The organism is Pseudomonas sp. C9-3, from assembly GCF_032392015.1.
GTDB lineage: Bacteria > Pseudomonadota > Gammaproteobacteria > Pseudomonadales > Pseudomonadaceae > Pseudomonas > Pseudomonas nitroreducens.
The window spans coordinates 2,729,064-2,754,250 of sequence record NZ_CP135919.1; the positions used below are offsets into that span (position 1 = coordinate 2,729,064).

At 67.1% G+C, this 25,187-nt stretch carries 24 protein-coding genes; 18 read left to right on the forward strand and 6 right to left on the reverse strand.

Translation table 11 applies throughout. The annotated features are described in order from the left end of the window. Positions 1-20: 20 nt before the first annotated feature. Together paaE and paaZ are read left to right on the forward strand one after the other, a co-directional pair. Complete coding sequence (gene paaE / locus RS899_RS12215; RefSeq protein ID WP_064979819.1) at positions 21-1,097, forward strand: 1,2-phenylacetyl-CoA epoxidase subunit PaaE; 1,077 nt, start codon at positions 21-23, stop codon at positions 1,095-1,097. Positions 1,098-1,301: 204 nt separating this feature from the next. Then, positions 1,302-3,353 carry a phenylacetic acid degradation bifunctional protein PaaZ gene (paaZ, locus tag RS899_RS12220; RefSeq protein WP_315810068.1) on the forward strand — a complete coding sequence of 684 codons (2,052 nt, stop codon included), beginning with the start codon at positions 1,302-1,304 and terminating at the stop codon, positions 3,351-3,353. A gap of 113 nt (positions 3,354-3,466) precedes the next feature. On the opposite strand, the gene RS899_RS12225 is transcribed toward paaZ, so the two are convergent. After that, on the reverse strand, positions 3,467-3,832 hold the full coding sequence (locus RS899_RS12225; protein WP_233300224.1) for a GFA family protein: 366 nt from the start codon (positions 3,830-3,832) through the stop codon (positions 3,467-3,469). 167 nt (positions 3,833-3,999) lie between these two features. On the opposite strand from RS899_RS12225, the gene RS899_RS12230 reads away from it, so the two are divergent. The 10 genes from RS899_RS12230 (at position 4,000) to RS899_RS12275 (ending at position 14,746) form a co-directional block, all read left to right on the forward strand. Beyond that, positions 4,000-5,199 carry an MFS transporter gene (locus RS899_RS12230; RefSeq protein ID WP_315810069.1) on the forward strand — a complete coding sequence of 400 codons (1,200 nt, stop codon included), beginning with the start codon at positions 4,000-4,002 and terminating at the stop codon, positions 5,197-5,199. A 21-nt stretch (positions 5,200-5,220) separates the two neighbouring features. Beyond that, complete coding sequence (dkgB, locus tag RS899_RS12235) at positions 5,221-6,024, forward strand: 2,5-didehydrogluconate reductase DkgB (RefSeq protein WP_315810070.1); 804 nt, start codon at positions 5,221-5,223, stop codon at positions 6,022-6,024. Positions 6,025-6,093: 69 nt separating this feature from the next. Further along, on the forward strand, positions 6,094-7,098 hold the full coding sequence (locus RS899_RS12240) for a zinc-binding dehydrogenase (RefSeq protein WP_409978082.1): 1,005 nt from the start codon (positions 6,094-6,096) through the stop codon (positions 7,096-7,098). 169 nt (positions 7,099-7,267) lie between these two features. Beyond that, positions 7,268-8,050, forward strand: a complete 783-nt coding sequence (locus tag RS899_RS12245; RefSeq protein ID WP_315810072.1) for an SDR family oxidoreductase — start codon at positions 7,268-7,270, stop codon at positions 8,048-8,050. Positions 8,051-8,142: 92 nt separating this feature from the next. Then, positions 8,143-9,048, forward strand: a complete 906-nt coding sequence (locus RS899_RS12250) for a LysR family transcriptional regulator (protein WP_054907037.1) — start codon at positions 8,143-8,145, stop codon at positions 9,046-9,048. A gap of 101 nt (positions 9,049-9,149) precedes the next feature. Then, positions 9,150-11,315, forward strand: a complete 2,166-nt coding sequence (locus RS899_RS12255; protein WP_315810073.1) for an FUSC family protein — start codon at positions 9,150-9,152, stop codon at positions 11,313-11,315. Further along, on the forward strand, positions 11,305-11,511 hold the full coding sequence (locus RS899_RS12260) for a DUF1656 domain-containing protein (protein ID WP_037010560.1): 207 nt from the start codon (positions 11,305-11,307) through the stop codon (positions 11,509-11,511). The genes RS899_RS12255 and RS899_RS12260 overlap by 11 nt, the downstream gene beginning before the upstream one ends. Then, positions 11,512-12,471 (forward strand): HlyD family efflux transporter periplasmic adaptor subunit, encoded by a 960-nt coding sequence (locus tag RS899_RS12265; RefSeq protein ID WP_082450491.1) that lies wholly within the window; start codon positions 11,512-11,514, stop codon positions 12,469-12,471. Between the two features lie 135 nt (positions 12,472-12,606). Then, positions 12,607-13,224, forward strand: coding sequence for a histidine phosphatase family protein (locus tag RS899_RS12270; RefSeq protein ID WP_315810074.1), 618 nt, complete (start codon positions 12,607-12,609; stop codon positions 13,222-13,224). A gap of 61 nt (positions 13,225-13,285) precedes the next feature. Next, a complete protein-coding gene (locus tag RS899_RS12275) occupies positions 13,286-14,746 on the forward strand; it encodes a mechanosensitive ion channel domain-containing protein (RefSeq protein ID WP_233300231.1) in 1,461 nt (486 codons plus the stop codon). A 12-nt stretch (positions 14,747-14,758) separates the two neighbouring features. On the opposite strand, the gene RS899_RS12280 is transcribed toward RS899_RS12275, so the two are convergent. Together RS899_RS12280 and RS899_RS12285 are read right to left on the reverse strand one after the other, a co-directional pair. Further along, the gene (locus RS899_RS12280; RefSeq protein ID WP_024764411.1) at positions 14,759-15,112 is read right to left on the reverse strand and encodes an SH3 domain-containing protein; all 354 of its coding nucleotides are present in this window, start codon (positions 15,110-15,112) and stop codon (positions 14,759-14,761) included. Between the two features lie 39 nt (positions 15,113-15,151). Next, entirely contained in the window at positions 15,152-15,871 is a 720-nt protein-coding gene (locus RS899_RS12285; RefSeq protein ID WP_315810075.1) for a 2OG-Fe(II) oxygenase, read from the reverse strand. 131 nt (positions 15,872-16,002) lie between these two features. On the opposite strand from RS899_RS12285, the gene RS899_RS12290 reads away from it, so the two are divergent. Then, entirely contained in the window at positions 16,003-16,629 is a 627-nt protein-coding gene (locus tag RS899_RS12290; protein ID WP_054907042.1) for a class I SAM-dependent methyltransferase, read from the forward strand. A 164-nt stretch (positions 16,630-16,793) separates the two neighbouring features. Here RS899_RS12290 and RS899_RS12295 read toward each other — a convergent pair whose 3' ends face one another. Both RS899_RS12295 and RS899_RS12300 read right to left on the reverse strand, forming a co-directional pair. Further along, positions 16,794-17,822, reverse strand: coding sequence for an ABC transporter substrate-binding protein (locus RS899_RS12295; RefSeq protein WP_054907043.1), 1,029 nt, complete (start codon positions 17,820-17,822; stop codon positions 16,794-16,796). Between the two features lie 82 nt (positions 17,823-17,904). Further along, complete coding sequence (locus RS899_RS12300) at positions 17,905-18,678, reverse strand: class II aldolase/adducin family protein (protein WP_024764407.1); 774 nt, start codon at positions 18,676-18,678, stop codon at positions 17,905-17,907. A 172-nt stretch (positions 18,679-18,850) separates the two neighbouring features. On the opposite strand from RS899_RS12300, the gene RS899_RS12305 reads away from it, so the two are divergent. The 4 genes from RS899_RS12305 (at position 18,851) to RS899_RS12320 (ending at position 22,465) form a co-directional block, all read left to right on the forward strand. Continuing rightward, complete coding sequence (locus RS899_RS12305; protein ID WP_315810076.1) at positions 18,851-20,251, forward strand: PLP-dependent aminotransferase family protein; 1,401 nt, start codon at positions 18,851-18,853, stop codon at positions 20,249-20,251. A 202-nt stretch (positions 20,252-20,453) separates the two neighbouring features. After that, on the forward strand, positions 20,454-21,254 hold the full coding sequence (locus RS899_RS12310) for an RNA polymerase sigma factor (RefSeq protein ID WP_315810077.1): 801 nt from the start codon (positions 20,454-20,456) through the stop codon (positions 21,252-21,254). Further along, positions 21,251-21,676: a PaaI family thioesterase gene (locus RS899_RS12315; RefSeq protein WP_054911287.1), complete on the forward strand. Its 426-nt coding sequence runs from the start codon at positions 21,251-21,253 to the stop codon at positions 21,674-21,676. The genes RS899_RS12310 and RS899_RS12315 overlap by 4 nt, the downstream gene beginning before the upstream one ends. Positions 21,677-21,763: 87 nt before the next feature. After that, a complete protein-coding gene (locus tag RS899_RS12320; protein ID WP_024764403.1) occupies positions 21,764-22,465 on the forward strand; it encodes a YebC/PmpR family DNA-binding transcriptional regulator in 702 nt (233 codons plus the stop codon). Between the two features lie 126 nt (positions 22,466-22,591). Here RS899_RS12320 and RS899_RS12325 read toward each other — a convergent pair whose 3' ends face one another. After that, positions 22,592-23,488: a LysR family transcriptional regulator gene (locus RS899_RS12325; protein ID WP_233300238.1), complete on the reverse strand. Its 897-nt coding sequence runs from the start codon at positions 23,486-23,488 to the stop codon at positions 22,592-22,594. Positions 23,489-23,621: 133 nt separating this feature from the next. Here RS899_RS12325 and RS899_RS12330 point away from each other — a divergent pair, with 133 nt between their 5' ends. After that, on the forward strand, positions 23,622-25,130 hold the full coding sequence (locus RS899_RS12330) for a CoA-acylating methylmalonate-semialdehyde dehydrogenase (RefSeq protein ID WP_315810078.1): 1,509 nt from the start codon (positions 23,622-23,624) through the stop codon (positions 25,128-25,130). Positions 25,131-25,187 lie beyond the last annotated feature (57 nt).

Sequence of the window (25,187 nt, forward strand, 5' to 3'; positions counted from 1 at the left end):
AGAACCGCAGGAGAACAACAATGAGCAAATTCCACAGCCTGAAAATCAAGGAAGTGCGCGCCGAAACCCGCGATGCCGTATCCATCGCCTTCGACGTCCCGGCAGACCTGGCCGACAGCTTCCGCTTCCAGCATGGCCAGCACCTGGTGATGCGCACCCAGCTCGACGGCGAGGAAGTGCGCCGCTCCTACTCCATCTGCAGCGGCGTGAATGACGGCGAGCTGCGCGTGGCGATCAAGCGCGTACCGGGCGGGCGCTTCTCCGCCTACGCCAACGAGACGCTGAAGGTCGGCGCCAGCCTGGAGGTCATGCCGCCAGCTGGCCACTTCAATGTCGAACTGGACCCGGCGCGCCATGGCAACTACCTGGCGGTCGCCGCCGGCAGCGGCATCACGCCGATCCTGTCGATCGTCAAGACGACCCTGGAAACCGAGCCGCACAGCCGCGTCACCCTGCTCTACGGCAACCGCTCCAGCAACGCCGCGATGTTCCGCGAGCAGCTCGAAGACCTGAAGAACCGCTACCTGCAGCGCCTCAACCTGATCTTCGTGTTCAGCCGCGAGCAGCAGGACGTCGACCTCTACAACGGCCGTATCGACGCCGACAAGTGCGGCCAGCTGTTCAGCCGCTGGCTCGACGTGAAGAGCCTGGACGCTGCCTTCATCTGCGGCCCGCAGGCGATGACCGAGACCGTGCGCGACCAGCTCAAGGGCAACGGCATGCCGGCCGAGCGCATCCATTTCGAGCTGTTCGCCGCCGCCGGCAGCGAGAGCAAGCGCGAAGCCCGCCAGGCTGCCGCTGCCGTCGACAGTGCGAAAAGCCAGATCACCGTGATCAGCGACGGCCGCGAACTGTCCTTCGAGCTGGCCCGCAACAGCGTCAGCGTGCTCGACGCCGGCAACGCCCAGGGCGCCGAACTGCCGTACTCGTGCAAGGCCGGCGTGTGCTCGACCTGCAAGTGCAAGGTGGTTTCCGGCGAAGTGGAAATGGACAGCAACTTCGCGCTGGAGGACTACGAAGTGGCAGCGGGCTATGTGCTGAGCTGCCAGGCGTACCCGATCAGCGACAACGTCGTGCTCGATTTCGACCAGCTCTGATCTGGCCCTGCGCTTCTGCAGGAGCGAGCGTGCTCGCTCCTGCAGAAAGAATTCAGCTCCACCGCCAGCGCCCACAAGGCCCCTGGCGGACCAAATCCGGCGGCATCGTCCCGCCAATGAAGAATGCGCCGCCGACGCCCACCCGGCGCGGCGGTCACCGGCAGCAGCCGGCACCCTTGCGTAGCGATCCGGAGGACAACAACCATGGCCCAAGAGCCTATCCTGCAAAGTTTCATCGGCGGCCGCTGGGTCGGCCAGCATGGCGCCCAGGCGCTGCGTAGCGCGCTCAACGGCCAGACCGTGGCGCGCACCCACGAGGAGGCGCTGGACTTCGCCGAAGCCGTCGCCCATGCCCGCGAGCAGGGCCTCAAGGAACTGATGTCCATGGACTTCCAGCAGCGCGCCCAGCGCCTGAAAGCCCTGGCGCTGTACCTCACCGAACGCAAGGAACAGCTCTACGAGATTTCCCGCCACAGCGGCGCCACCCGCGCCGACAGCTGGATCGACATCGAAGGCGGCGCCGGCACCCTGTTCGCCTACGCCGGCGTCGGCGGCCGCGAGCTGCCCTCGGGCAACGTGGTCCACGAAGGCCCGGCCATGCCGCTGGGCAAGACCGGCAAGTTCGCCGGCAGCCACATCCTGGTGCCGCGCGGCGGCATCGCCGTGCACATCAACGCCTTCAACTTTCCGATCTGGGGGATGCTGGAGAAGTTCGCGCCGAGCTTCCTCGCCGGCATGCCGTGCATCGTCAAACCGGCCACCGCCACCAGCTACATCACCGAAGCCGCCGTGCGCGTGATGCACGAATCCGGCCTGCTCCCGGCCGGCAGCCTGCAACTGATCATTGGCGGCACCGGCGACCTGCTGGACCGCCTGCAGGGCCAGGACATCGTCACCTTCACCGGCTCGGCGGACACCGCCGCCAAGCTGCGCGTCAATCCGAACCTGATCCGTAACTCGGTGCCGTTCAACGCCGAGGCCGACTCGCTGAACTGCGCCATCCTCGCGCCGGACGTCACCCCGGACGACGAGGAATTCGACCTCTTCGTCAAGGAAGTGGCCCGCGAGATGACCGTCAAGGCCGGGCAGAAATGCACCGCCATCCGCCGCGCCATCGTGCCCGCCAAGCACATCGACGCCGTGGCCGAGCGCCTGCGTGAGCGCCTGGCCAAGGTCGTGGTTGGCGACCCCTCAGTGGAAGACGTGAAAATGGGCGCCCTGGCCTCCCATGCCCAGCAGACCGACGTCGCCGAGCGCGTGGAAGCCCTGCTGAAATCCAGCGAATTGGTCTTCGGCGCGAAGGACGGCTTCACCCCGCGCGGCGACGGCGTGGCCGAAGGCGCATTCTTCGCCCCGACCCTGCTGCGCAGCCGTGACCCGCACGCCGAAGGTGGCGCCCACGACATCGAGGCGTTCGGTCCGGTGACCACCCTGATGGCCTACGACGACATCGACGAAGCCGTCGCCCTCGCCGCTCGCGGCAAGGGCAGCCTGGTGGCGAGCCTGATCACCCGTGATCCGCAGGTCGCCGCGAAAGTCGTCCCGGTGATGGGCGCCCTGCACGGCCGCCTGCACATCCTCGACCGCGAGTCCGCCGCCGAATCCACCGGCCACGGTTCGCCGCTGCCGGTACTCAAGCACGGCGGCCCGGGTCGCGCCGGCGGTGGTGAAGAACTGGGCGGCGTACGCGCGGTGAAGCACTACCTGCAGCGCACTGCCGTACAGGGCTCGCCGACCATGCTGATGGCCGTCACCGGCGAGTACGTGCGCGGAGCCAAGGTCTACGAGACGGAGGTGCACCCGTTCCGCCGCTACTTCGACGACCTGAAGATCGGCGAGTCGCTGCTGACCCACCGCCGCACCGTCACCGAGGCGGACCTGGTCAACTTCGGCTGCCTGTCGGGCGACCACTTCTACATGCACTTCGACGAGCTGGCGGCCAAGGATTCGCAGTTCGGCAAGCGCATCGCCCACGGCTACTTCGTGCTCTCGGCGGCGGCCGGCCTGTTCGTCTCGCCCGGCGTCGGCCCGGTGCTGGCCAACTATGGCCTGGACACCCTGCGCTTCATCAACCCGGTGGGCATCGGCGACACCATCCAGGCGCGCCTGACCTGCAAGCGCAAGATCGACCAGGGCAAGAAGAGCCCCAAGGGCGAGCCGCAGGGCGTGGTCGCCTGGGACGTGGAAGTCACCAACCAGCTCGGCGAACTGGTGGCCAGCTACGACATCCTCACCCTGGTGCTCAAGCGCGCGTGATGCGCTGAGCGCTCAACTCCGCTGTCATCTTCGACCGGCCTTCGGGCCGGTTTTTTCATGCCCGCGCGCTGCCGACATGCAGGCGCCAGCGGAGCCTCTCCGCTGCCAGGGCCCTACAGGTCGGGCGCCGCCACGGTGGTCATGCTCCGGCCATCCACCCGCCGCAGCGGCAGCGATTCAGGGTCGAACCCGTCGATGCAGCAGGCGTTCACGCTGAGCAGCGCCGGGTTGCTGCGGCGCTGGTGATAGACGTAGATCCCGCACGTTCCGCAGAAATAGTGCAGCGCCACGCCGCTGTTCCAGCGATACAGGCGCAAGGCCTGATCGCCGCGGGTCACACGGAAGTTGCTCTTCGGCACGGTTGCCATCAGCGCGTTGCGCTTGCCGCACAACGAGCAGTCGCAGCGCACCAGTTCGTCGAGTTCCGCGTCGAAGGCGAAAGCCACCGCGCCGCAGTGGCAGGTGCCGGTGTAGTGCATGGCTGATTCCTCGTCACAAGTGCCCTTGATCACTGCCTGCAAGCGTAGACCCTCGCCCTATTCGTGATTCAGGATCAACTATCCTTTGCCCTTCACCGCGTTTTTCTCAAGGGCTGACTTCCGGACAATGCCTCCCATCGCATCCCATTCGTCCGGAGCCCCACACCATGCCCCTCGCCCTCCTGGCGCTGACGCTCAGTGCCTTCGCCATCGGCACGACGGAGTTCGTCATCGTCGGCCTGATTCCCACCATCGCCAGCGACCTGGGGGTCACCCTGCCCTCCGCCGGCCTGCTGGTGAGCCTCTATGCCCTGAGCGTCGCCATCGGCGCGCCGCTGCTGACCGCCATGACCGGGCGCATTCCACGCAAGGCGTTGCTGGTCGGGCTGATGGCGCTGTTCACCATCGGCAACCTGGTGGCCTGGCAGGCGCCCAGCTACGAATCGCTGATCGTCGCGCGCATCCTCACCGGCCTCGCCCACGGCGTGTTCTTCTCGGTCGGCTCGATCATCGCCACCAACCTGGTGAGCAAGGACAAGGCCGCCAGCGCCATCGCCACCATGTTCAGCGGCATGACCGTCGCCTTCGTCACCGGCATTCCGCTGGGCACCTTCATCGGCCAGCACCTGGGCTGGCGCGTGACCTTCCTGGTGGTGGCCGCCTTTGGCGTGATCGCCCTGCTCGGCAGCCTGCTGTTCGTGCCGAAGAACATCCAGCACACCCCGCCGGCGCCGCTGCTGCGCCAGGCCCGCGTGCTGCTGCAGCCGCGCCTGCTGCTGGTCTACGCGATGACCGCGGTGGGCTACGGCGGCTCGCTGATCGCCTTCACCTTCCTCGCGCCGATCCTCCAGGACCTCGCCGGTTTCAGCCCGAACATGGTCGGCGTCGTGCTCCTGGCCTACGGTGTCTCGGTGGCCATCGGCAATATCTGGGGCGGCCGCCTGGCTGACAAACGCGGCCCGGTGAGCGCCCTGAAGATCATCTTCGGCCTGCTGGCTTCGGTGCTGCTGGTACTCACTTTCACTGCCGGCAACCCGTGGCTGGTGGTGTTGACCGTGCTCGCCTGGGGCGCCGTCGCCTTCGGCAACGTACCGGGGCTGCAGGTCTACGTGGTACAGCAGGCCGAGCGCGTGGCGCCGGACGCCGTGGACGTGGCCGCAGGCTTCAACATCGCCGCGTTCAACCTCGGCGTGGCCGGTGGTTCCTGGGCCGGCGGCCTGGTGGTCAGCCACCTGGGCCTGAGCCATACGCCCTGGATCGCCGCTGTCGTCACCCTCGCCGCCTTCGGCCTGACCGCCCTGAGCGGTCGTCTGGACCGGCGCAATTCCATGGAACCGGCCGCCCCTGGCGCGGTTCCCACTCACTGATCGACCACAAGGAGTTCTTCCATGAGCGTTCCCGCCTTCGGCCTCGGCACCTTCCGCCTCAAGGGCCAGACCGTCATCGACTCGATCCGCACCGCGCTGGACCTGGGTTACCGCGCCATCGACACCGCGCAGATCTACGGCAACGAAGCCGACGTCGGCGAAGCCATCGCCGGCAGCAAGGTGAAGCGCGACGAGCTGTACCTGACCACCAAGATCTGGACCGAGAACTACGCCGCCGACAAGCTGATCCCCAGCCTCAAGGACAGCCTGCACAAGCTGCGTACCGACCGCGTCGAGCTGACCCTGATCCACTGGCCGTCGCCCAAGGGCCAGGTACCGGTCGCCGAGTTCATGGGCGCCCTGGCCGAAGCCAAGGCCCAGGGCCTGACCGGCGAGATCGGCGTGTCCAACTTCACCATCGCCCTGATGCAGGAGGCCATTGCCGCTGTCGGCGCCGGCCAGATCGCCACCAACCAGGTGGAACTGCACCCCTACCTGCAGAACCGCAAGGTGGTGGAGTTCGCCCAGAACCAGGGCATCCACATCACCTCCTACATGACCCTGGGCTACGGCAAGGTGCTCAGCGACGAGGTGATCATCGGTATCGCCAAGCGCCACGGTGTCACGCCGGCGCAGGTCACCCTGGCCTGGGCGATGCAGCTGGGCTACTCGGTGATCCCGTCATCCACTAAGCGCGAGAACCTCGAAGGCAACCTGCGCGCTGTCGACCTGCGCCTGACCGACGCCGACATGGCCGCCATCGCTGCACTGGACCGCAACGAACGCATCACCAGCCCGGAAAGCCTGGCCCCGGCCTGGGATTGATCCGCCGCTGACCGACAGCCGCCCCACCGAGGGCGGCTTTCCCGTTTCCAAGGAGTCTTCATGAGCGCTATCACTGCAGATTATGCCGCCTGGACCTGGACGCCCGGCGCCGGCCTCGATGGCCTGAAACAGGTGCGCCTGCCGATTCCGCAGCCCGGCCCGGACGAGGTACTGGTGGCCAACACCGCTATCGCGCTGAATCCGGTGGACTGGAAGATGATCGACTGGGGCCGCGACGACTGGCAGCAAGGCCAGGTACCTGGCGTGGATGGTGTCGGCATCGTCATTGCGGTGGGCAGCGAGGTGAACCTGCGCGCCGGCGCCCGCGTCGCCTACCACCAGTCGCTGACCCGTGGCGGCAGCTTTGCCGAGTACACGCTGCTACGCGCCCGAGCTGTCTACCCGGTGCCCGATTCGCTCGACGATGCCACCGCCGCCAGCCTGCCCTGCCCCGGCCTCACGGCCCGGCAAGCGCTGGATAAGCTGCCGGCCTGCAACCACCGCGATGTGCTGGTGACCGGCGCCGGTGGTGCAGTCGGCTATCTGCTCGCGCAACTGGCGCTGCAACGTGGGCTGCGCGTGTGGGTGACCGCGGCACCGAAACACCGCGAACACCTGCTGCAACTGGGAATCGCCGGGGTCTTCGACTACCGCGACGGGCAGTGGTCCCAGCACCTGCGCGAAGCCCTCGGCCCGCGCCGCCTGCAGGGCATCTTCGATACCGTCAGCGGCAACCACGCCGCCATCCTCGCCCCGCTGCTGGGCTACAACGGCCACCTGGTGTGCATCCAGGACCGCCAGGAAAGCGCCCCGCTGCCAGCCTTCAGCACTGCCATCTCGCTGCACGAAGTGGCACTCAACAGCATCCATGCCCACGGCGAAGCGCTGGACTGGCAGGAGCTGCACCAGGCGGCAGCGAGCCTGATGCAGGGCGTCGCCAACGGCCAGTTGCAGGCGCCAGCGAAGCAGTTGTTCGACTTCGCCGAACTGCCCGAAGCGCTGCGGCGCTTGAAGTCCGGCGAAGGCAGCGGTAAATGGATCAGTCTGCTGCCGGCGCCGATGGTCGTTGCCTGACCAGAGCGCTTCGGGCGAAAGCGGAACTCCCATTTCGCAGGATGAACACGTCGTAGGATGGCGTGGAGCGCAGCGATACCCATCAATGCCTTGCACCCGCAGCATGGGTATCGCTGCGCTCCACCTATCCTACAAAGACACTCCCCGGGCAAACACACAGGAGAACAACATGGATCTGGGCATCAAGGGCCGCTGGGCCGTGGTCTGCGCCGCCAGCAAGGGGCTGGGCAAGGGTTGCGCCGTGGCGCTGGCCCGCGAGGGCGTGAACCTGGCGATCAACGCCCGCGACGTCGACACCCTCGCCGCCACCGCCGCCGAGCTGCGCCAGCTGGGCGTGGAAGTGCGCGAAGTAGCCGGCGACATCAGCCAGCCGGAGGTGCGTGCCGCGCTGCTCGCCGCCTGCCCGCAGGTGGACATCCTGGTGAACAATGCCGGCGGCCCGCCTCCCGGCGATTTCCGCGACTGGGAGCGCGAAGACTGGCTGCGCGCCCTGGAGCTGAACATGCTCACGCCCATCGAGCTGATCAAGGCCACGGTGGACGGCATGGCCGAGCGCGGTTTCGGCCGCATCGTCAACATCACCTCCGGCTCGGTGAAGGCGCCAATCGCCACTCTCGGGCTGTCCAATGGCGCGCGCAGCGGGCTGACCGGCTTCGTCGCCGGGCTGGCGCGCCAACCGCAGGTGGCGGGCAGGAACGTGACCATCAACGGCCTGCTGCCCGGCTCCTTCGATACCGATCGCCTGCGCAGCGGCTTCCACCGCGCCGCCCATCTGAGCGGGCGCGATGAAGATGAGCTGGTGGAGACCGGCAAGCAGGAAATCCCCGCCGGGCGCTTCGGCAGCGCGGAAGAATTCGGCCAGTTCTGCGCCTTCCTGTGCAGCGCACAGGCCGGCTACCTGACCGGGCAGAACCTGTTGCTCGATGGCGGCGCTTATCCGGGGACGTTCTGACGCTAACCTCACCCTGGCGCTCCTACAGAAAAGCGACCCCACCTGGACCAAACCTCTAGAATTCACCCCGCCGCTCCCGAACAGGCCCACCGATGAAAGCCCACTCCGACGAACTCAAGACCTTCGCCACGGTGATCGACTGCGGCTCCATCACTGCCGCCGCCGAGCAGCTGGGGCTGACGCCCTCGGCCGTGAGCCGGGCGTTGTCGAAGCTGGAGGAGAAACTCGGCACCACCCTGCTCAACCGCACCACGCGGCGGATGAAGCTGACCGAGGAAGGCGAGTTCTTCCTGGAGAACGCCCGGCACATCCTCGAACAGATGGACGCCCTGGAAGAACGCCTGGCCCTGCGCCAGCAATCCCCGGCCGGACGACTGCGGATCAACGCCGCCTCGCCCTTCATGCTGCACGCCGTGGTGCCGCATATCGGCGCGTTCCGCGAGCGCTACCCGGACATCGAGCTGCAACTCAACACCAACGACCTCAACATCGACCTGCTCGAGCAGAGCACCGACATCGCCATCCGCATCGGCCACCTCGCCGACTCCAGCCTGCACGCGCGCCCCCTGGGCAGCAGCCGGCTGAACCTGCTGGCGGCGCCGCAATACCTGGAGCGCCACGGGACGCCGGGGAACCTGGAAGAGCTGCTCGGCCACTCGCTGCTGGGCTTCACCCAGCCCGAAGCGCTGAACATCTGGCCGATCCGTCACGCCGGTGGCGATACCCTGACCGTCAATCCGTCGCTGTCCGCCTCCAGCGGCGAGACCCTGCGCCAACTGGCCATCGGCGGCCAGGGCATCGCCTGCCTCGCCAGCTTCATGACCTGCGACGACATCCGCGCCGGGCGGCTGGTGCGTGTGCTGCCGGAGCTGACCAGTGAGCGTCGCCAGCCAATCCACGCGGTGTACTACCGCAACTCGCAGCTGGCGTTGCGTATCCAGTGTTTCCTCGACTTCATCCAGGAGCGCCTGGCGCAGTCCCTGCACGCCACCGGCTGACCTAAGAAATTTCCCACAGCCGGAAAACCTCGACCACACTGAACAGGGTTCGCGACGCACCGCATCGACGGGCGTCCTCCCGCCAAGATCGAGGGCCCGGCATGTCACCCATGCTGCTGTACCTGCGCGCCATCATCCATCCCGGCCGCGACACCCTGCTGTTTGCCCTGCGCACCGTAGTCGCGGGTCTGCTGACGCTGTACCTGGCGTTCCTGCTCGACCTCGACCAGCCCAAGTGGGCGACCATGACGGTCGTCATCATCAGCACCCCGCTGGCCGGCATGACGCTGCAGAAGAGCTTCGCCCAGGTGATCGGTACCACCATCGGCGCCATGGTCGCGGTGGCGATCATGGCGCTGTTCCCCCAGGCGCCCCTGCCCTTCATCGTCACCCTGGCGCTGTGGCTGGCGATCTGCACGGCTGGCGGCACGCTGATGCGCTTCACGCATTCCCATGCCTTCGTGCTCAGCGGCTTCACCGCCGTGATAGTCGCCCTGCTGGCCCAGCCGACGCCCGAATCCACCTACACCCTGGCCATCACCCGCGTCACCGAGACTTTGCTGGGCGTAGCCTGCGTGACGCTGGTCAGCCTGTTCTTCGCGCGCCCGCAGAGTGTCGCGCGTGGCTACTTCGCCAAGGTCGACCAGCTGATCCGCCTGATCGCCGTGCACGCCGCCGCGGTGATCCGTGGCGAAGAGCTGGAGGAGGATTTCCAGCAACGCCAGAAGCAATTGCTGGGCGAGATCGCGGCCCTGGAGATGCTCCGCCGCCACCTCTACTTCGACGCCCCGCGCCTGCGCGGAGCCGATGAACTGGTGCAGCAGCTGGCCAACCAGTTGGTGCTGATGACGTCGCGGCTGGCGATCCTGCGGCGCCAGCGCAAACTGATCGAGGCGCGCCTGACCGGCCCGCTGCCGGAATCCGTGCGGCGGCTGCGCGAGGATGAACTGGCCTGCCTTGCCGAACTGGCCGAATTCGGCCGCGACCTGCCCGCCGCCACCCGCAAACGCATCACCCAGCTGCGCCAGCGCTTCGATGCCGCCGCGCGGCAGGCCGAGGAACTCGCCGACGGCCTGCCCACGTCGCTGCGCTCCCTGGCCTGGGCCCTGCGCTTCGAGCAGGCACGGCTGATGCAGCAGCTGGACGAGATGATCGAGCTGAGCGAAGCGATCCAGGAAGGCCGCCCCGGCAGCAGTTCCTATCCGCAAAGCCAGGCCCACGCGTTGCACCTGGACTTCCACCTGGCAGCGATGAACGCCACCCGCGCTTTCGTCGCGCTGTGCTGCGCCGGATGGATCTGGGTGGAAACCGCCTGGGACGGCGCGCGCGCCGGGATGATCCTGATCGGCATCCTCTGCTCCCTGCTGGCCACCTTCCCACGCCCGCTCATGGCCAGCCTGGCGTACATGCGCGGGCTGGCTATGGCGCTGGTGGCGGCGGCGCTGCTGCAATTCCTGCTGCTGCCCAGCGTCGGCGACTTCGAGATGCTCGCATTGTTCCTCACGCCGCTGCTGTACGTGATCGCGGTCGGCCTGGCCAATCCGCAGACCGCCGGGATCGGCATCGGCCTGGGGCTGTCGACCTTCCTGCTGGTCGGTCCGCAGAACCAGGGCGCGTGGATCAACACGTCGCTGCAATGGTTCGAGTTCGCCGGCGGCTATGTCAGCGCCGGCGTGCTGGCGCTGCTGGTGTACGCCTGGGTGTTCCCTTTCGACGCCGACGCCCGGCTGCGCCGCCAGTCGCGGCGGACCCGCGCCGAGGTGCGCTCGGTGCTGCTGTCCAAACCCAGCGAGGCGCGCCGGTTCCTGTTCGAGAGCCGCATGGTGGATCGCCTGGCGATCATGCTCGGGCTGCTGCCGGCGGCGCGCGACAGCCAGTCCGGCGAGCGCTTCCAGTGCAGCCTGGCGAGCATGACCCTGGGCGTGGTGCTGCACCAGCTGCGCCGCGAGAGCCTCAACCCCGGCGGCCTGCCGCAAGCCCTGCGTGCCCGGCTGTCGCTGCTGCTGGATGAGCTCGCCGCCTGCCTCGACCAGCCACCCGCCGCCCCGCTGCACCGGGTACTGCCGGCCATGCGCGAGCTGGGAAATGAGCTGGACGAGCTGCAGAGCCTCGGCAGCTACCCCAGTGGCGACGCCATGCGCCCGGTGTTCGTCAGCGGCGTGGCGCTGCTGGTGGCCGCCGACCTGCTGGAGCGCTTCCGCGACCTTTACGGCGAATCCACCGCCTTCCACGACGACCCTGGGGAACCCGCGCTGCATGCCCGTTGATATCGAACTGGGCGGGGTCTACCTGCCTCCGCTGGCCCAGGCCCTGCTGCTGGCCTTGCCGATCTTCCTGCTGCTGGACTGGAGCCTGCGCCGACTCGGCGTACTGCGCCTGGTCTGGCACGAGGCGCTGTTCGAAGGAGCGCTCTACGCCTGCCTCTGTGCCGGCCTGATCCTGCTCATGGGAGCCCTGCACTGAATGGCCGGCCTGCGCAAAGCCCTACCGCCGCTGATCACCCTGGCCGTCGTGGCGCTCGCCCTGGTCCTCGGCTTCTTCGCCTGGACCTACTACACCCGTGCGCCCTGGACCCGCGACGCCCGGGTGCGTGCCGACGTGGTGACGGTCTCGGCTGACGTCACCGGGCGCATCGTCGAGTTGCGGGTGAAAGACAACCAGCACGTCAGCAAGGGCGAACGGTTGCTGAGCATCGACCCGGCGCGCTACGAGCTGGCGGTATTGCACGCGGATCGCGCGGTGGAGGTTGCCCGCGCCGCGCTCGGCCAGTCCCAGGCCGCCATCGCTGCCAACCAGGCGCTGCTGCATCAGCGGCAGAGCGAGGAAGTCCGCCGCAAGGCACTGAAGGCACGCTCGGCGATCTCCAACGAGGAATGGGAGAAGGCCAACACCGATGTCACCGTGGCCGAGGCGCAGCTGCTGCGCGAACAGGCCAACCTCGGCCTGGCGCAGGCCAACGTGGCCCTGGCCGAAGCCGCGCAGAAGCAGGCCCGCCTGGACCTGGAACGCACCCAGGTGGTGGCGCCGGTGAACGGCTATGTGACCAACCTGCTGACCCGCGCAGGCGACTACGCCACCGCCGGCAACTCACTGGTGGCGCTGGTGGACAGCGATTCCTTCTACGTCGGCGGCTACTTCGAGGAAACCAAGCTGCCGCGCATCCGCGAGGGCGACGCGGTGAACGTGCAACTGATGAGCGGCGAGCGCTTCGACGGCCGCGTCGAAAGCATCGCCTTCGCCATCACCGACCGCGAGAACGCCCCTGGCGCGCGCCTGCTGGCCAATATCAACCCGAGCTACACCTGGGTCAAACTGGCCCAGCGCATCCCGGTACGCATCGCCATCGACCCGGACTACAAGGGCCGAGACCGCCTGCGCGCCGGTACTACCGCCACCGTCAGCGTGGTCGAGAGCGGGCGCTGAAACCAAGGTTCCGATGGGCAGGCGGAACTTTCATCACCGCCTCGTCATCAACTCATCGCGTGATTGTCACTCGCCTGGTGCAGCATGCCCCCAGCTTCCCGCATCCCGCGCGGCAGCCACCGCCGAGGATCGCCCTTGCCCCCCCTTCGCCTTCTGGCCGTTTCCCTGCTGACCTGCACCACCCTCGCCCTGGTGGCCTGGCGCTCGCTGCCCTCGCCACTGGAGGACGTGCCCAGCAGCAGCCTGTTCGCACAGAACTGGGCCCGTGGCGGAGTCGTCCTGCTGGTTCGCCACATGGAGCGCTGCGACCGCTCCAGCGCCGAGTGCCTGGGCGCCGCCGACGGCATCACCGCCCGCGCCGCCAAACTGGCCAAGAGCATGGGCGACAGCATCACCCGCCTGGGCCTGACCGCCACCGACATCTACAGCAGCCCGACCAACCGCACCATGCAGACCGCCGACCTGATGTTCGACCGCAGCGTGGCGCGCCAGGACTGGCTGTTCACCTGCAAGGACGGCGACCTCGCCGCGCAGATCCGCGAGCACAAGGCCGAGCACCGCAACCTGGTGCTGGTCACCCACAGCGAATGCTTCGACCTGCTGCGCGAGAACCTCAAGGTTCGCGAGACCGACACGCCCGAGTACGGCAGCGCCCTGGTGCTGTTCGACGAGGCCCAGCCGCGGTTGCGCATCGCCGGCGAAGTCGAGACCGATGAATGGCTGAAGCTGGTGGACTCGCACAACCCGGGCTGAGGCCGCTGCCAGAAAGCGCTTTCTGTGCCATCTTCTTGCGATCGTTCCAAGGAGAGGCTCGATGCCCGCCCTGCTCACTAGCCACCCACTGTTCGCCGCCCCCATCCTGCTGCTGATCGACCTGCTGCTCTGGCGCCTGGTCGGCCCGGCCCATCCGCATTGGCGCCTGGCCGTACGGCTGGTCGGCTTCCTGCTGTTCAGCCTGCTGCTGTTCAACGCCGGGATGAATCCGCTGCGCGCCGCGCCCTGGGCGGACGACCTGCCCAGCCACATGGTCGCCACTGCCGTGCAGATCATCTGGTGGCTGTTCGCCGCGCGCTGCCTGACGGTCGTGCTGGGCTTCCTGCTGGTGCAGCGTATCGGCCATGGCGGGCGGTTGCTGCAGGATGTGGTCGGCGCGCTGATCTTCCTGGTCGCCATCATCGCTGCCGCCGGCTATGTGCTGGAGCTACCGGTGAAGGGCCTGCTGGCAACTTCCGGGGTGGTCGCCATCGTCCTCGGCCTCGCGCTGCAGAGCACCCTGAGCGACGTGTTCTCCGGCATCGTGCTGAACACCACCAAGCCGTACCAGCTCGACGACTGGATCTCCATCGACGGCATCGAGGGCAAGGTCACCGAGATCGACTGGCGCTCCACCTACCTGCAGACCTCCCAGGGCACGCTGGCAGTGGTGCCCAACTCCCTCGCCGCCAAGGCCAAGGTGCTCAACCTGAGCCGCCCGGCGAACCTGTATGGTGTCAGTGTGAGCCTGACGGTCAGCCCGCATATTCGCCCGCGCAAGGTGATCGAGGCGCTGGAGCACGCCCTCGGCGGCTGCCGCGCCCTGCTGGCCAACCCGGCGCCGGCGGTCAGCGTGCGCAAGTCCGCGCCCGATGGCGTGGAATACGAGATGAGCGGCTTCGTCGCCGCCATGGGCGAGAAGCGCGAGGTGCGCAACCAGTTGTTCGACCTTGCCTACCGCCACCTGCAGGCCGCCGGCATCAACCTGCTGGCCGAGGCCGACGCACCGATGCGCGAAAGCGCCTCGCGGGCACGGGCGTTGCTGGTGCGCTCGGGGCTGTTCGATGCGCTGCGGGACGAGGAGCGCGACGAACTGGCGAACCGCATGCAGCGCCGGCCCTTCAAGCGCGGTGAAGTGCTGCTGGCGCCGGGGGATGTCAGCGACCGCCTGCTGATCATCGACTCGGGCGTCGTCAGCGTCACCCTGCCCCAGGATGCCCAGAGCATCGAAGCCGGACGCATGGGGCCGGGCGAAGTCTTCGGCGAGGCCGGCGTGCTCACCGGCTCCGGCTGGCAGGCGCAATTCACCGCCATCAGCGACGGCGCGGCCTATTACATCGACAAGGAAACCCTGGCGCCCTGCATGGAAGCCCGCCAGGAGATCGCCGAGGCCATGGGCCGCCTGCTGGACTTCCGCCAGAAGGCCAGCGCCGCGCTGCTGGTCGAGCAGCCCACGGTGGTGCAACAGCGCGGGCTGATGGCCTGGCTCAGGCAGCACGCCGGGCGCCGCTACAAGGCCTGATCCATCACCGGGTCAGGCGCTGACCTCCTGCAGGCAATCCAGCGGCACCCAGCCGGCCTCGCCGCCGGAGCGGACGCACCAGAGCCAGCCACCGAGCTCGCGGCCGCCTTCGAGCCGCTCGCCGACCTCCACGTCGAGTTCGCGAGCGGTGTAGTCCTCCATCGCCACCCCGGCGCCCGGCGCGGTCATGTTGAACACCTGCGCCGGCACCCAGCCCTCGCGCTGCCCTGGCGTGGAGCAGAAGTACCAGTCTTCCCAGCCCTCGGCGCCTTCGTAGCGTTCGCCGACGAACAACGGCGCCCCCTTGGCGAAGGTGATGGGTGTGGGGTACTCGCTACGGTGGCGTTGAATCACTTCGTAGTGCATGTCTCTCTCCCGGCTCCCTGGACCGATCCATGCTACTCCTCACAACGTATCGTGGAAGATCACTCCGAGGGTGAAGCGCTCGCCGGTATGCAGGCGGCTGACGCCATGGCGCAGGTTGACCCGGTGGTAGCCACGCACACCCCGTACCGGCCGCTGGGCCACGGCGAACACCACGGCATCGCCTTGCCTGAGCGGCACCACGGCCACCCGCGACTGCATGCGCGGCCGCTGCTCGGTGAGGACGAACTCGCCGCCCTCGAACTCCTCGCCCGGTTGCGACAGCAGGATCGCCACCTGCAACGGGAAAGCCAGCTCCCCATACAGGTCCTGGTGCAGGCAGTTGTAATCGCCGGCGCGGTAGCGCAGCAGCAAGGGCGTCGGCCGCCGCTGCCCGGCGGCATGGCAGTGAGCGAGGAAGTCGGCATGCTCCGGCGGGTAATGGATGCCAGTACCCATGCGCTCGTGCCAGCAATTGGCGATGGCGCGCAGTGGCGGGTAGAAGGCTCCGCGCAACGCCTGCAGTAGGGCCGGCAAGGGATAGGCGAAGTAACGGTACTCACCGAGGCCGAAGTTGTGCCGGGCCATGATCACCCGGCTGCGAAACGGCTCGTCCTGGTCGTAGAGCGCGCGCAGGGCTTCGCATTGCGCCTTGTCGAGCAGGCCCGGGATCAACGCATGGCCGTCGGCGTCGAGGCGCTCAGCCAGCAGCGGCCAGTCCAGGGCAGCGATTCGATGGGCAAGGATAGGGATGGCGGGCATCTTGAAGGTCCGTGGAAACAAGGCTCCAGTCTAGGTTCGCCCCTGCCCCAGCGCGCCCCGAGGCCGACTTTCAAACTGCCCCGCAGCGACGCATTGTAGAATCAGCCAATCATTCTTGATCGAACACGGCCATGACTCCCGAAGACCCGATCCTGCGGGACATTTCCCGCGTGACCCTGCAGCATTACCAGGAGCGCGCCGAAGCGTTTCGCGAAGGTACCTGGGACCACGATGTCACCCAGAACATCGCCGCGCTGCTGCGGCATATCCAGGGCGATGCGCCCTTCGCCCTGCTCGACTTTGGCTGCGGCCCGGGGCGTGACCTGTGTGCACTGAAGCGCCTGGGGCATGAGCCGGTCGGCCTGGACGGCTGCGCCGACTTCGTCGCCATGGCCCGCGAGGCCAGCGGCTGCGAGGTCTGGCAGCAGGACTTCCTGGCTCTCGACCTGCCCGCCGGGCGCTTCGACGGTATCTATGCCAATGCCAGCCTGTTCCACGTCCCGCGCAGTGAACTGCCACGCGTGCTCGGCCAGTTGCAGGCAGCGCTGAAGCCGGGTGGCGTGCTGTTCAGCTCCAACCCACGCGGGGAGAACCAGGAGGGCTGGAATGGTGGGCGCTATGGCTCCTACCACGATCTGCAGAACTGGACGCGCTTGCTGGAAGCCGCGGGATTCCGCGAGCTGGAACACTACTTCCGCCCCGCCGGCCTGCCGCGCGAGCAGCAGCCCTGGCTGGCCAGTGTGTGGCGCAAGGTTTGACGGCTACAGCAGCCGGAAGTGATTCGCGAGCAAGCTCGCTCCTACAGGCCAACGTCGGTGCAACCGTGTAGGAGCGAGCTTGCTCGCGAACCCGCCTGACGTCAGGCCGAAGGCCAGACGTTCCCCTCTGGACGGCGCGGGCAGTATTACCCGCGCCGCTGCGGTCAGCCCTTCGCCGCCCAGGCGTTGAAGCGCTGCTCCAGGTCCTCGCCGTGGTCGACCCAGAACTCGAAGTTCACCGGGACGGCCTGTTCGAGGTTCGACGGTGCGGTGTTCAGGCGCTCCACCAGCTTCGGATCGAGCAGCTTGGTAGTCCCCAGGTTCACCGAGCCGTAGCCCAGCTTCACCGTGTGGATCTTCTGCTGTTCGGGCTGGAGCGAGAAGGCGATGAAGTCCTCGGCCGCCTTCTTGTTCGGGCTGCCCTTGGGGATCGCCCAGGAGTCGATGGCATACAGGCTGCCATTCCACACCACCTTCATCGGCGCGCCCTCTTCCTGGGCGGCGAAGGCGCGGCCGTTGTAGGCGGTACTCATGGCCACGTCGCCGCTGGCGATGAACTGCATCGGCTGCGCGCCGGACTCCCACCACTGGATCGACGGCTTGATCTCATCGAGCTTCTTGAACGCACGGTCCACGCCCTCTTTCGTCGCCAGCACCTTGTACAGGTCTTCCTTCTTCACGCCGTCGGCCAGCAGGGCGATCTCCAGGGTGTACTTGGCGCCCTTGCGCAGCGAACGCTTGCCGGGGAATTTCTTGGTATCCCAGAAGTCCGTCCAGCCGGTGGGACCGTTGGCGAAGCGCTTGCCGTCGTAGACCATGGCCATCGACCAGACCAGCAGGCCGGCGCCACAGTCGGAGATGGTGCCGGGCACGTAGTCCTCGGCCTTGCCGAGAATCGCCGGGTCGAGCTGCTCGAACAGGCCGTCCTCGCAGCCGCGCAGCAGCTCCGGGCCTTCCACCTGGACGACATCCCAGTTGACGCTGCCGGTGTCGACCATGGCCTTGATCTTGCCCATTTCGCCGTTGTACTCGCCGGCGATCACCTTCATGCCTTCCTTCTTCTCGAAGGGTTTGTAGAAGGCTTCGGTCTGTACATCCTTGCTGGTGCCGCCGAAGGAGATCACGGTCAGGTCAGCAGCCATGGCGCCGGACGCCACGCCCATGAGCAGGGCTCCCAGAATCGGGTTCTTCATTTCCACCTCTTGGCTTTGTTGTTGGCAGATTGCTTAAGCACGCAGGCGCCCGGCCTCTGCGGACCGGGGCACGATAACAGGGTCAGGTGCGATAGACGGCCTCACCATCCTCGATCAGGCGCAGCGCCGATTCCCAGGCCAGCAGGTGCAGGCCGTCGACCAGCGCTTCTTCTTCCTGCACGGCAACGCGTTCGCATACCGCGGGCGCCGGGTAGCGCAACTGGCGACCGCCGGCCAGGGCCTGGACCTGCGCCTGGCAGGCGCGCTCGAGGAAGTAGATCTGGTTGAAGGCTTCGGCGATGCAGCGCCCGGTGGCCAGCAGGCCGTGGTTGCGCAGGATCATCACCATGTGGCTGCCCAGGTCGTTGACCAGGCGCGAGCGCTCGTCCGGGTCCAGGGCGATGCCTTCGTAGTCGTGGTAGCCCAGGCGGTTGTAGAACTTCAGCGCGTGCTGGCTGATCGGCAGCAGGCCGTCTTCCTGGGCGGACACCGCGATGCCGGCGGCGGTGTGGGTATGGATCACGCAGGCCACGTCTTCGCGGGCAGCGTGTACCGCGGAATGGATGTTGAAGCCAGCACGATTGACGCTTTTCGGGCCGAAGCGTGGATCGATGACATCGCCTGCATGGTCGACCTTGACCAGGTCGGAGGCGCGCATTTCGTGGAACAGCACGCCGTAGCGATTGATCAGGTAGTGGCCCGGCTCGCCCGGCACCCGTGCGGAGATGTGGGTGTCGATGTGGTCGGTCCAGCGGAAGTGCGCGATCAGGCGATACAGCGCGGCGAGGTCGCAGCGGGCCTGCCACTCTTCGGCGGAAATACTCGACGGATCGATGTTGTAAGCTGTGTCACGCATGACGGGTGGTCCTTGTTGTTCTGTCAGGCTGTGCGGCGAATTGCCGCCGTCTGGGACCGAGTGTGCTGGGCGCGCCCCGCCCGCACCATGCACAGGCACCCTGCAGAATTTGCAGTGCTGTTATGGTCCACCGACCTGTACAGATCCTTCCTCACAAGAATCGGACCTTCGGATGCTGTTGCTCGACCCCACCTCGGACATTCCCCTGGTCACCCAGATCGTCGACGGCATCGCCCAGGCCATCGACGAGCAGCGCCTGCGTGCAGGCGCCAAGCTGCCCTCGATCCGCAAGTTCGCCCAGGCCAACGGCGTCAGCCACTTCACCGTGGTCGAGGCCTACGACCGGCTGGTGGCGCGCGGCTGCCTGAACGCGGTGCCCAATGCCGGCTTCTACGTGCGCGGCCCGGCGCTTGAGGACAGCGCAAGCGCCGAGGCACCGACGGAATTCGACTTCGACGCCCACCTGCTGCTGCACAAGGTCTTCCAGCCGCTGGGGATGGAGATTCGCCCCGGCGTCGGCCTGCTGCCGGAACACTGGCTGGATGGCGAAGGCCTGCAGCGCGGTTTGCGCAGCCTGGCGCGGGAAGAGCCGACCCAGTTCGGCAACTACGGCCACAGCAAGGGCAACCTGAAGCTGCGCGGCAAGCTCGCCGACCGCATGGGCGACGCCGGCGTCGCCGCCAATCCCGAGCAGATCCTGCTGACCGCCGGCGCCAGCCAGGCGCTGGACCTCACCGTGCGCTACCTGGTGCAGCGCGGCGACCCGGTGCTGGTGGACGAACCCGGCTACCACAACCTGTTCCTCAACCTGCGCCTGCAAGGTGCGCAACTGCTCGGCGTGCCGCGCAGCGCCGATGGGCTGGACCTCGACCGCCTGGAGCAACTGGCCCGCGAGCACCGGCCCAAGGTCTACTTCACCCAGGCGCGCCTGCAGAGCCCCACCGGCGGGAGCCTGTCCCTGGCCGCCGCGCACCGCCTGCTGCAACTGGCGGAAAAGTACGATTTCCTCATCGTCGAGAACGATATCTACGCCGACCTCGACCCGGCCGGCCAGATGCTGCTGGCCAACCTCGACCAGTTGGCGCGGGTGATCTACATCGGCAGCCTGTCAAAAGTCATTGCCCCCGCACTACGCACCGGTTTCATCGCCGCCCACCCGGAGCTGATCGAAGAGCTGGTGCCGTTGAAGATGGTCAGCGGCCTGACCAGCTCGGAACTCACCGAAACCCTGGCCCTGGACATCCTCCTGCAAGGCCGCCACCGCAAGCACGTACGGCAGTTGCGCGACCAGCTTGGCGAAGCCCACGACAGCGTGGCGCGGCGCCTGGAAGCGGCCGGCCTGGAAGTCTTCCACGAACCCCGCGCCGGGCTGTTCCTCTGGGCCCGGCACCGCGCGGTGGACGATGCCACCCTGCTCGCCAGCCGCGCCAAGGAAGCGAAGATCCTGCTTTTCCCCGGCCAGCTGTTCATGCCCGATGGCCGCAGCGTGCCGTGGATGCGCTTCAACGTGGCGCACTCCCTGGATGAGCGGCTGTATGCATTTCTCGCAGCGCAGAGCGAGATCACCTTGTAGGACCGAGAGGTCGCCCAGTCCTTGCTCGCGAACCACCCTGGGCCCGGAGCTTCCGGGAGAGTCCGTTAGCGAGCAAGCCCGCTCCAACCAATACTACCGAGCCCACTCTTTCGGCCCGTACGGCCTGGTGGTCACAAAACTCGCAGCCGCCGAGTCCAAGGAAGAAGAGCCGGAATTTCCCCGGCCACGTCAGGAGGACACCGTGAAATTCCCAGTCATCGAACCCGAGCAACTGCAACGTGCCCAGCGGGGTGAACCCGCTGCCCTCGACGCACTGCTGCTGGCCTTGCAGGCGCCGGTCTACAACCTCGCCCTGCGCATGCTCGGCCGCCGCGAAGACGCCCAGGACGCCAGCCAGGAAATCCTCCTGCGCATTACCACCCACCTCGCCAGCTTCCGTGGCGACAGCCAGTTCTCCACCTGGGCCTTCCGCATCGCCAGCAATGCGCTGCTGACCGCGCGCACCAAGGTCCGCGAGACGCCCACCGTGTCGCTGGAAGCCCTGGCGGAGAAGCTCGACCTCGGCCTACGCCTGGCCGAGGCCAATGAGCGCCCGCTGGAGCCAGCGGACAAGCTGGCCGCCGAACGCATCGCGCTGGCCTGCACCCAGGGCATGCTGATGTGCCTGGAGCGTGAACAGCGCCTGGCCTACGTGCTGGACATCGCCTTCGGCCTGGATTCGGAAACCGCCGCCGCCGTGCTGGAGGTCGAACCGGCGACCTACCGCAAGCGCCTGTCACGGGCGCGCCTGCGGCTGGACGACTTCATGCAACAGCATTGCGGGCTGGTGAATCCCCAGGCGCCCTGCTCCTGCGAGCGACAGGCGCTGGCCCTGCCGGCCGGCGTGAACGACACCCGCAAGGCCGAAAGCGAACTGCTCGCCCTCACCCGCCTGGCCGACGCCGCGGCGGTATTCCGCGCGCACCCGGATTACCAGGTGCCACAACGGGTGATCGAAACCGTGCGCGCCGTGCTGCAGCAGCACACCGGAGGCTGGCAATGAACGCTTTCGCCGATCTGGGCTATCCCGAGGGCTTCCAGCCGCTGCAACGGCGCAATCCGCTGCTGGACCTGCTCGGTCCCTTCCTGGTGCGTGGCGAAGGCGATTCGCTGGAGCTGGGCCTGCTGCTGGACGAACGCCACACCAACAGCCGCGGCGGCGTGCATGGCGGCATTCTCGCTACCCTGGCGGACATCGGCATGGGCTACGCCATGGCCTTCTCCAGCCAACCACCACAGCCGCTGGTCACCGCCAGCCTGACCCTGGACTACGTTTCCAGCGCCCAGGTCGGCGACTGGCTGAGCATCCGCCTGCTGCACAGCCGGCGCGGCAGGCAGATGGCCTTCGCCAATGCGCTACTGTCGGTGGGCGACAAGGTGGTAGCCCAGGCCAGCGCGGTCTTCGCGGTGCCGGCGCAGCGCTGAGCCGCCGGATATCGCCGCAAATATCGCCAGAGTCCGCGCAAGGCCTTAGACTTGCCGCCCATCAGCAACCGCCAGCAAGAGATCACTATGGGCGCCCAGTGGAAAGCCAAACATAAAGAAGTCGCCGCCAACGCCAAGGGCCGCGTGTTCGGCAAACTGTCGAAGGAAATCATGATCGCCGCGCGCAATGGCGCCGACCCGGACATGAACCCGAAACTGCGCCTGGTCGTCGAGCAGGCGAAGAAGGCCTCGATGCCCCGCGATACCCTGGAGCGCGCGATCAAGAAGGGCGCCGGCCTGCTGGACGGCGCCGCCACCTTCGAGCGCGTGGTCTACGAAGGCTTCGCGCCGCACCGCGTGCCGGTGATCGTCGAGTGCCTGACCGACAACGTGAACCGCACCATCGCGGAAATCCGCGTGCTGTTCCGCAAGGGCCAGCTGGGTGCCTCCGGCTCGGTAGCCTGGGACTTCGATTACCTGGGCTTGGTCGAGGCCACCCCGGCCAGCGCTGACGCCGACCCGGAACTGGCTGCCATCGAAGCCGGCGCCCAGGACTTCGAGCCGGGCGAGGAAGACGGCGACACCCTGTTCCTCACCGACTCCACCGACCTTGACGCCGTCTGCCGCGCCCTGCCCGAGCACGGCTTCACCGTCGCCTCGGCCAAGCTCGGCTACAAGGCGAAGAACCCGGTCAGCCTGTCCGGCGCGGAACTGGAGGAAGTCGAAGCCTTCCTCGACGCCCTGGACGGCAACGACGACGTGCAGAACCTTTACGTCGGCCTGGCGTAACGCAGAACGGGCGGCCCATTGGCCGCCCGTTTTCTTTGTAGACCGCGCATCCCGTAAAGCGGATAACGCCCCAAGCGTTATCCGCCGTCCTGCATACGGCGGACAAATCGTACCGATTCATGCGCCCTACGCTTTCCGTCCCATCAACACTTCCTGGCTGCTCTCAGCCTTCTCCCGCAGGAAATCCCAGGTCGTGCGCATCCGCGCGATGTCCTTGAGCTCCGTGGGCATCAGCATCCAGAACGTCCGCACGAACTCGATCTCGCCCGCCAGCACTGGCTGCAGCGACGGGTCTTCGCTCGCCGCGAACGCCGGCAGGATCGCCAGACCCGCGCCCTCCGCCACCGCCCGCTGCTGGGCAAGGATGCTGGTGCAGCGCAGCGCCATGTGCAGCGGCCGGCCGATCTCGTCGAGGTATTGCAGCTCCTTGCTGTACAGCAGGTCGTCGACGTAGCCCACCAGCGCGTGCTCGCGCAGATCGTCGCGCGTGTCGATCGGCCCGCGTTCGGCCAGGTAGTCCTTCGAGGCGTAGAGCCGCAGCACGTAGTCAGTCAGTCGGGTGATCAGGTAAGGACCGCGACCAGGCCGCTCCAGGGTGATCACGATGTCCGCCTCGTGGCGCGACAGCTGTAGCGCACGCGGCACCGCCAGCAAATCGACGCCCAGGTGCGGGTGGCGCTGGTTCAGCTCCACCAGCTGCGAGGTCAGCAACGTCGAGCCGTAGCCCTCGGTAGCGCCGATGCGCACCTTGCCGGAGAGATTGTCCTCGGTGCCGGCCAGGCGTTTCTCGATCACCTTGCAGGCGCTTTCCATTGCCTCGGCCTGGGGCAACAAACCATGTCCGGCTTCGGTCAGCCGATAGCCGGCAGGTTCACGCACCAGCAATTGTGCGCCGATGCTTTTCTCCAGTGCCTGCAGGCGGCGGGCCACCGTAGTGTGGTCCACGCCCAGGCGCCGCGCCGCTACTGTGAGTTTGCCGGCACGAGAGAGTTCGAGGAAAAACCGCAGATTGTCCCAGTCCATGCGCGCTCCTGTGTGCGCTCTCTATCTGCAAAAATGCAGACCATACTTGCACATCACCTCATTGAGCACATCAAAAATGCACTGTTAGGATCGGACCACACAAGAACAAAGCCTTCAGGCTGGGAGAACCACGATGACTGCACCTGCCGTCCCGACCGTCAAACTCTTCCTCGACGGCAAGCCCGTCGAGTCCACCACCTCCGAATGGCGCGACGTGATCAACCCCGCCACCCAGGAAGTCCTCGCCCGCGTACCCTTCGCCACGCCCGAGGAAGTCGAGCGCGCGGTGGCCAGCGCCAAGGCCGCGTTCAAGACCTGGAAGAAGACCCCCATCGGCGCCCGCGCACGGATCTTCCTCAAGTACCAGCAACTGATCCGCGAGAACATGAAGGAGCTGGCGGCCATCCTTACCGCCGAACAGGGCAAGACCCTGCCCGACGCTGAAGGCGACGTGTTCCGCGGGCTGGAGGTGGTCGAGCACGCCTCGGCCATCGGCAACCTGCAACTGGGCGAGCTGGCCAATAACGTGGCCGGCGGCGTGGATACCTTCACCATTCTCCAGCCCATCGGCGTGTGCGCCGGCATCACCCCCTTCAACTTCCCGGCGATGATCCCGCTGTGGATGTTCCCGATGGCCATCGCCACCGGCAACACCTTCGTCCTCAAGCCCTCCGAACAGGACCCGATGGTGACCATGCGCCTGGTCGAACTGGCCCATGAGGCCGGCGTGCCGCCGGGTGTACTGAACGTCATCCATGGCGGCCCGGACGTGGTGAACGCCATCTGCGATCACCCGGACATCAAGGCCGTCTCCTTCGTTGGTTCGACCCGTGTCGGCACTCACGTCTACAACCGCGCCTCGCTGGCCGGCAAGCGCGTGCAGTGCATGATGGGCGCGAAGAACCACGCCGTGGTGCTGCCCGACGCCAATAAGGAACAGACGCTGAACGCCATTGCCGGCGCAGCCTTCGGCGCCGCCGGGCAACGCTGCATGGCAGTCTCGGTGGCGATTCTGGTGGGCGAAGCCAACGAGTGGATTCCCGACCTGGTGGCCAAGGCCAAGACCCTGAAAGTGAGTGGCGGCACCGAGGCCAACACCGACGTCGGCCCGCTGGTTTCCTGCGCGGCACTGGACCGCGTCAGCGGTCTGATCGAGCGCGGCACCCAGGAAGGCGCCACGCTGGAACTGGACGGCCGCAATCCGCAGGTGGCCGGCTACGGCAAGGGCAACTTCGTCGGCCCGACCGTGTTTTCCGGCGTTACCCCACAGATGACCATCTACCGCGAGGAAATCTTCGGCCCGGTGCTTTGCGTGGTCTCCGTGAAGACCTTCGACGAGGCCATCGAGCTGATCAACGCCAACCCCAACGGCAACGGCACCGCGCTGTTCACCCGCTCCGGTGCGGCCGCTCGGCACTTCAAGGAGGAAATCGACGTCGGCCAGGTGGGCATCAACGTGCCGATCCCGGTGCCGGTACCGCTGTTCTCCTTCACCGGCTCGCGCGGCTCCAAGCTCGGCGACCTCGGCCCATACGGCAAGCAGGTGGTGCAGTTCTACACCCAGACCAAGACCGTCACCGAACGCTGGTTCGACGAGAATGAGGTCGGTGGTGCGGTGAACACCACCATCAATCTGAAGTAAGACTGCCCGCCCGCCTGCCCCGAGCCGGCCCGGACTTCAGCAGGGATGCTGGTCCGG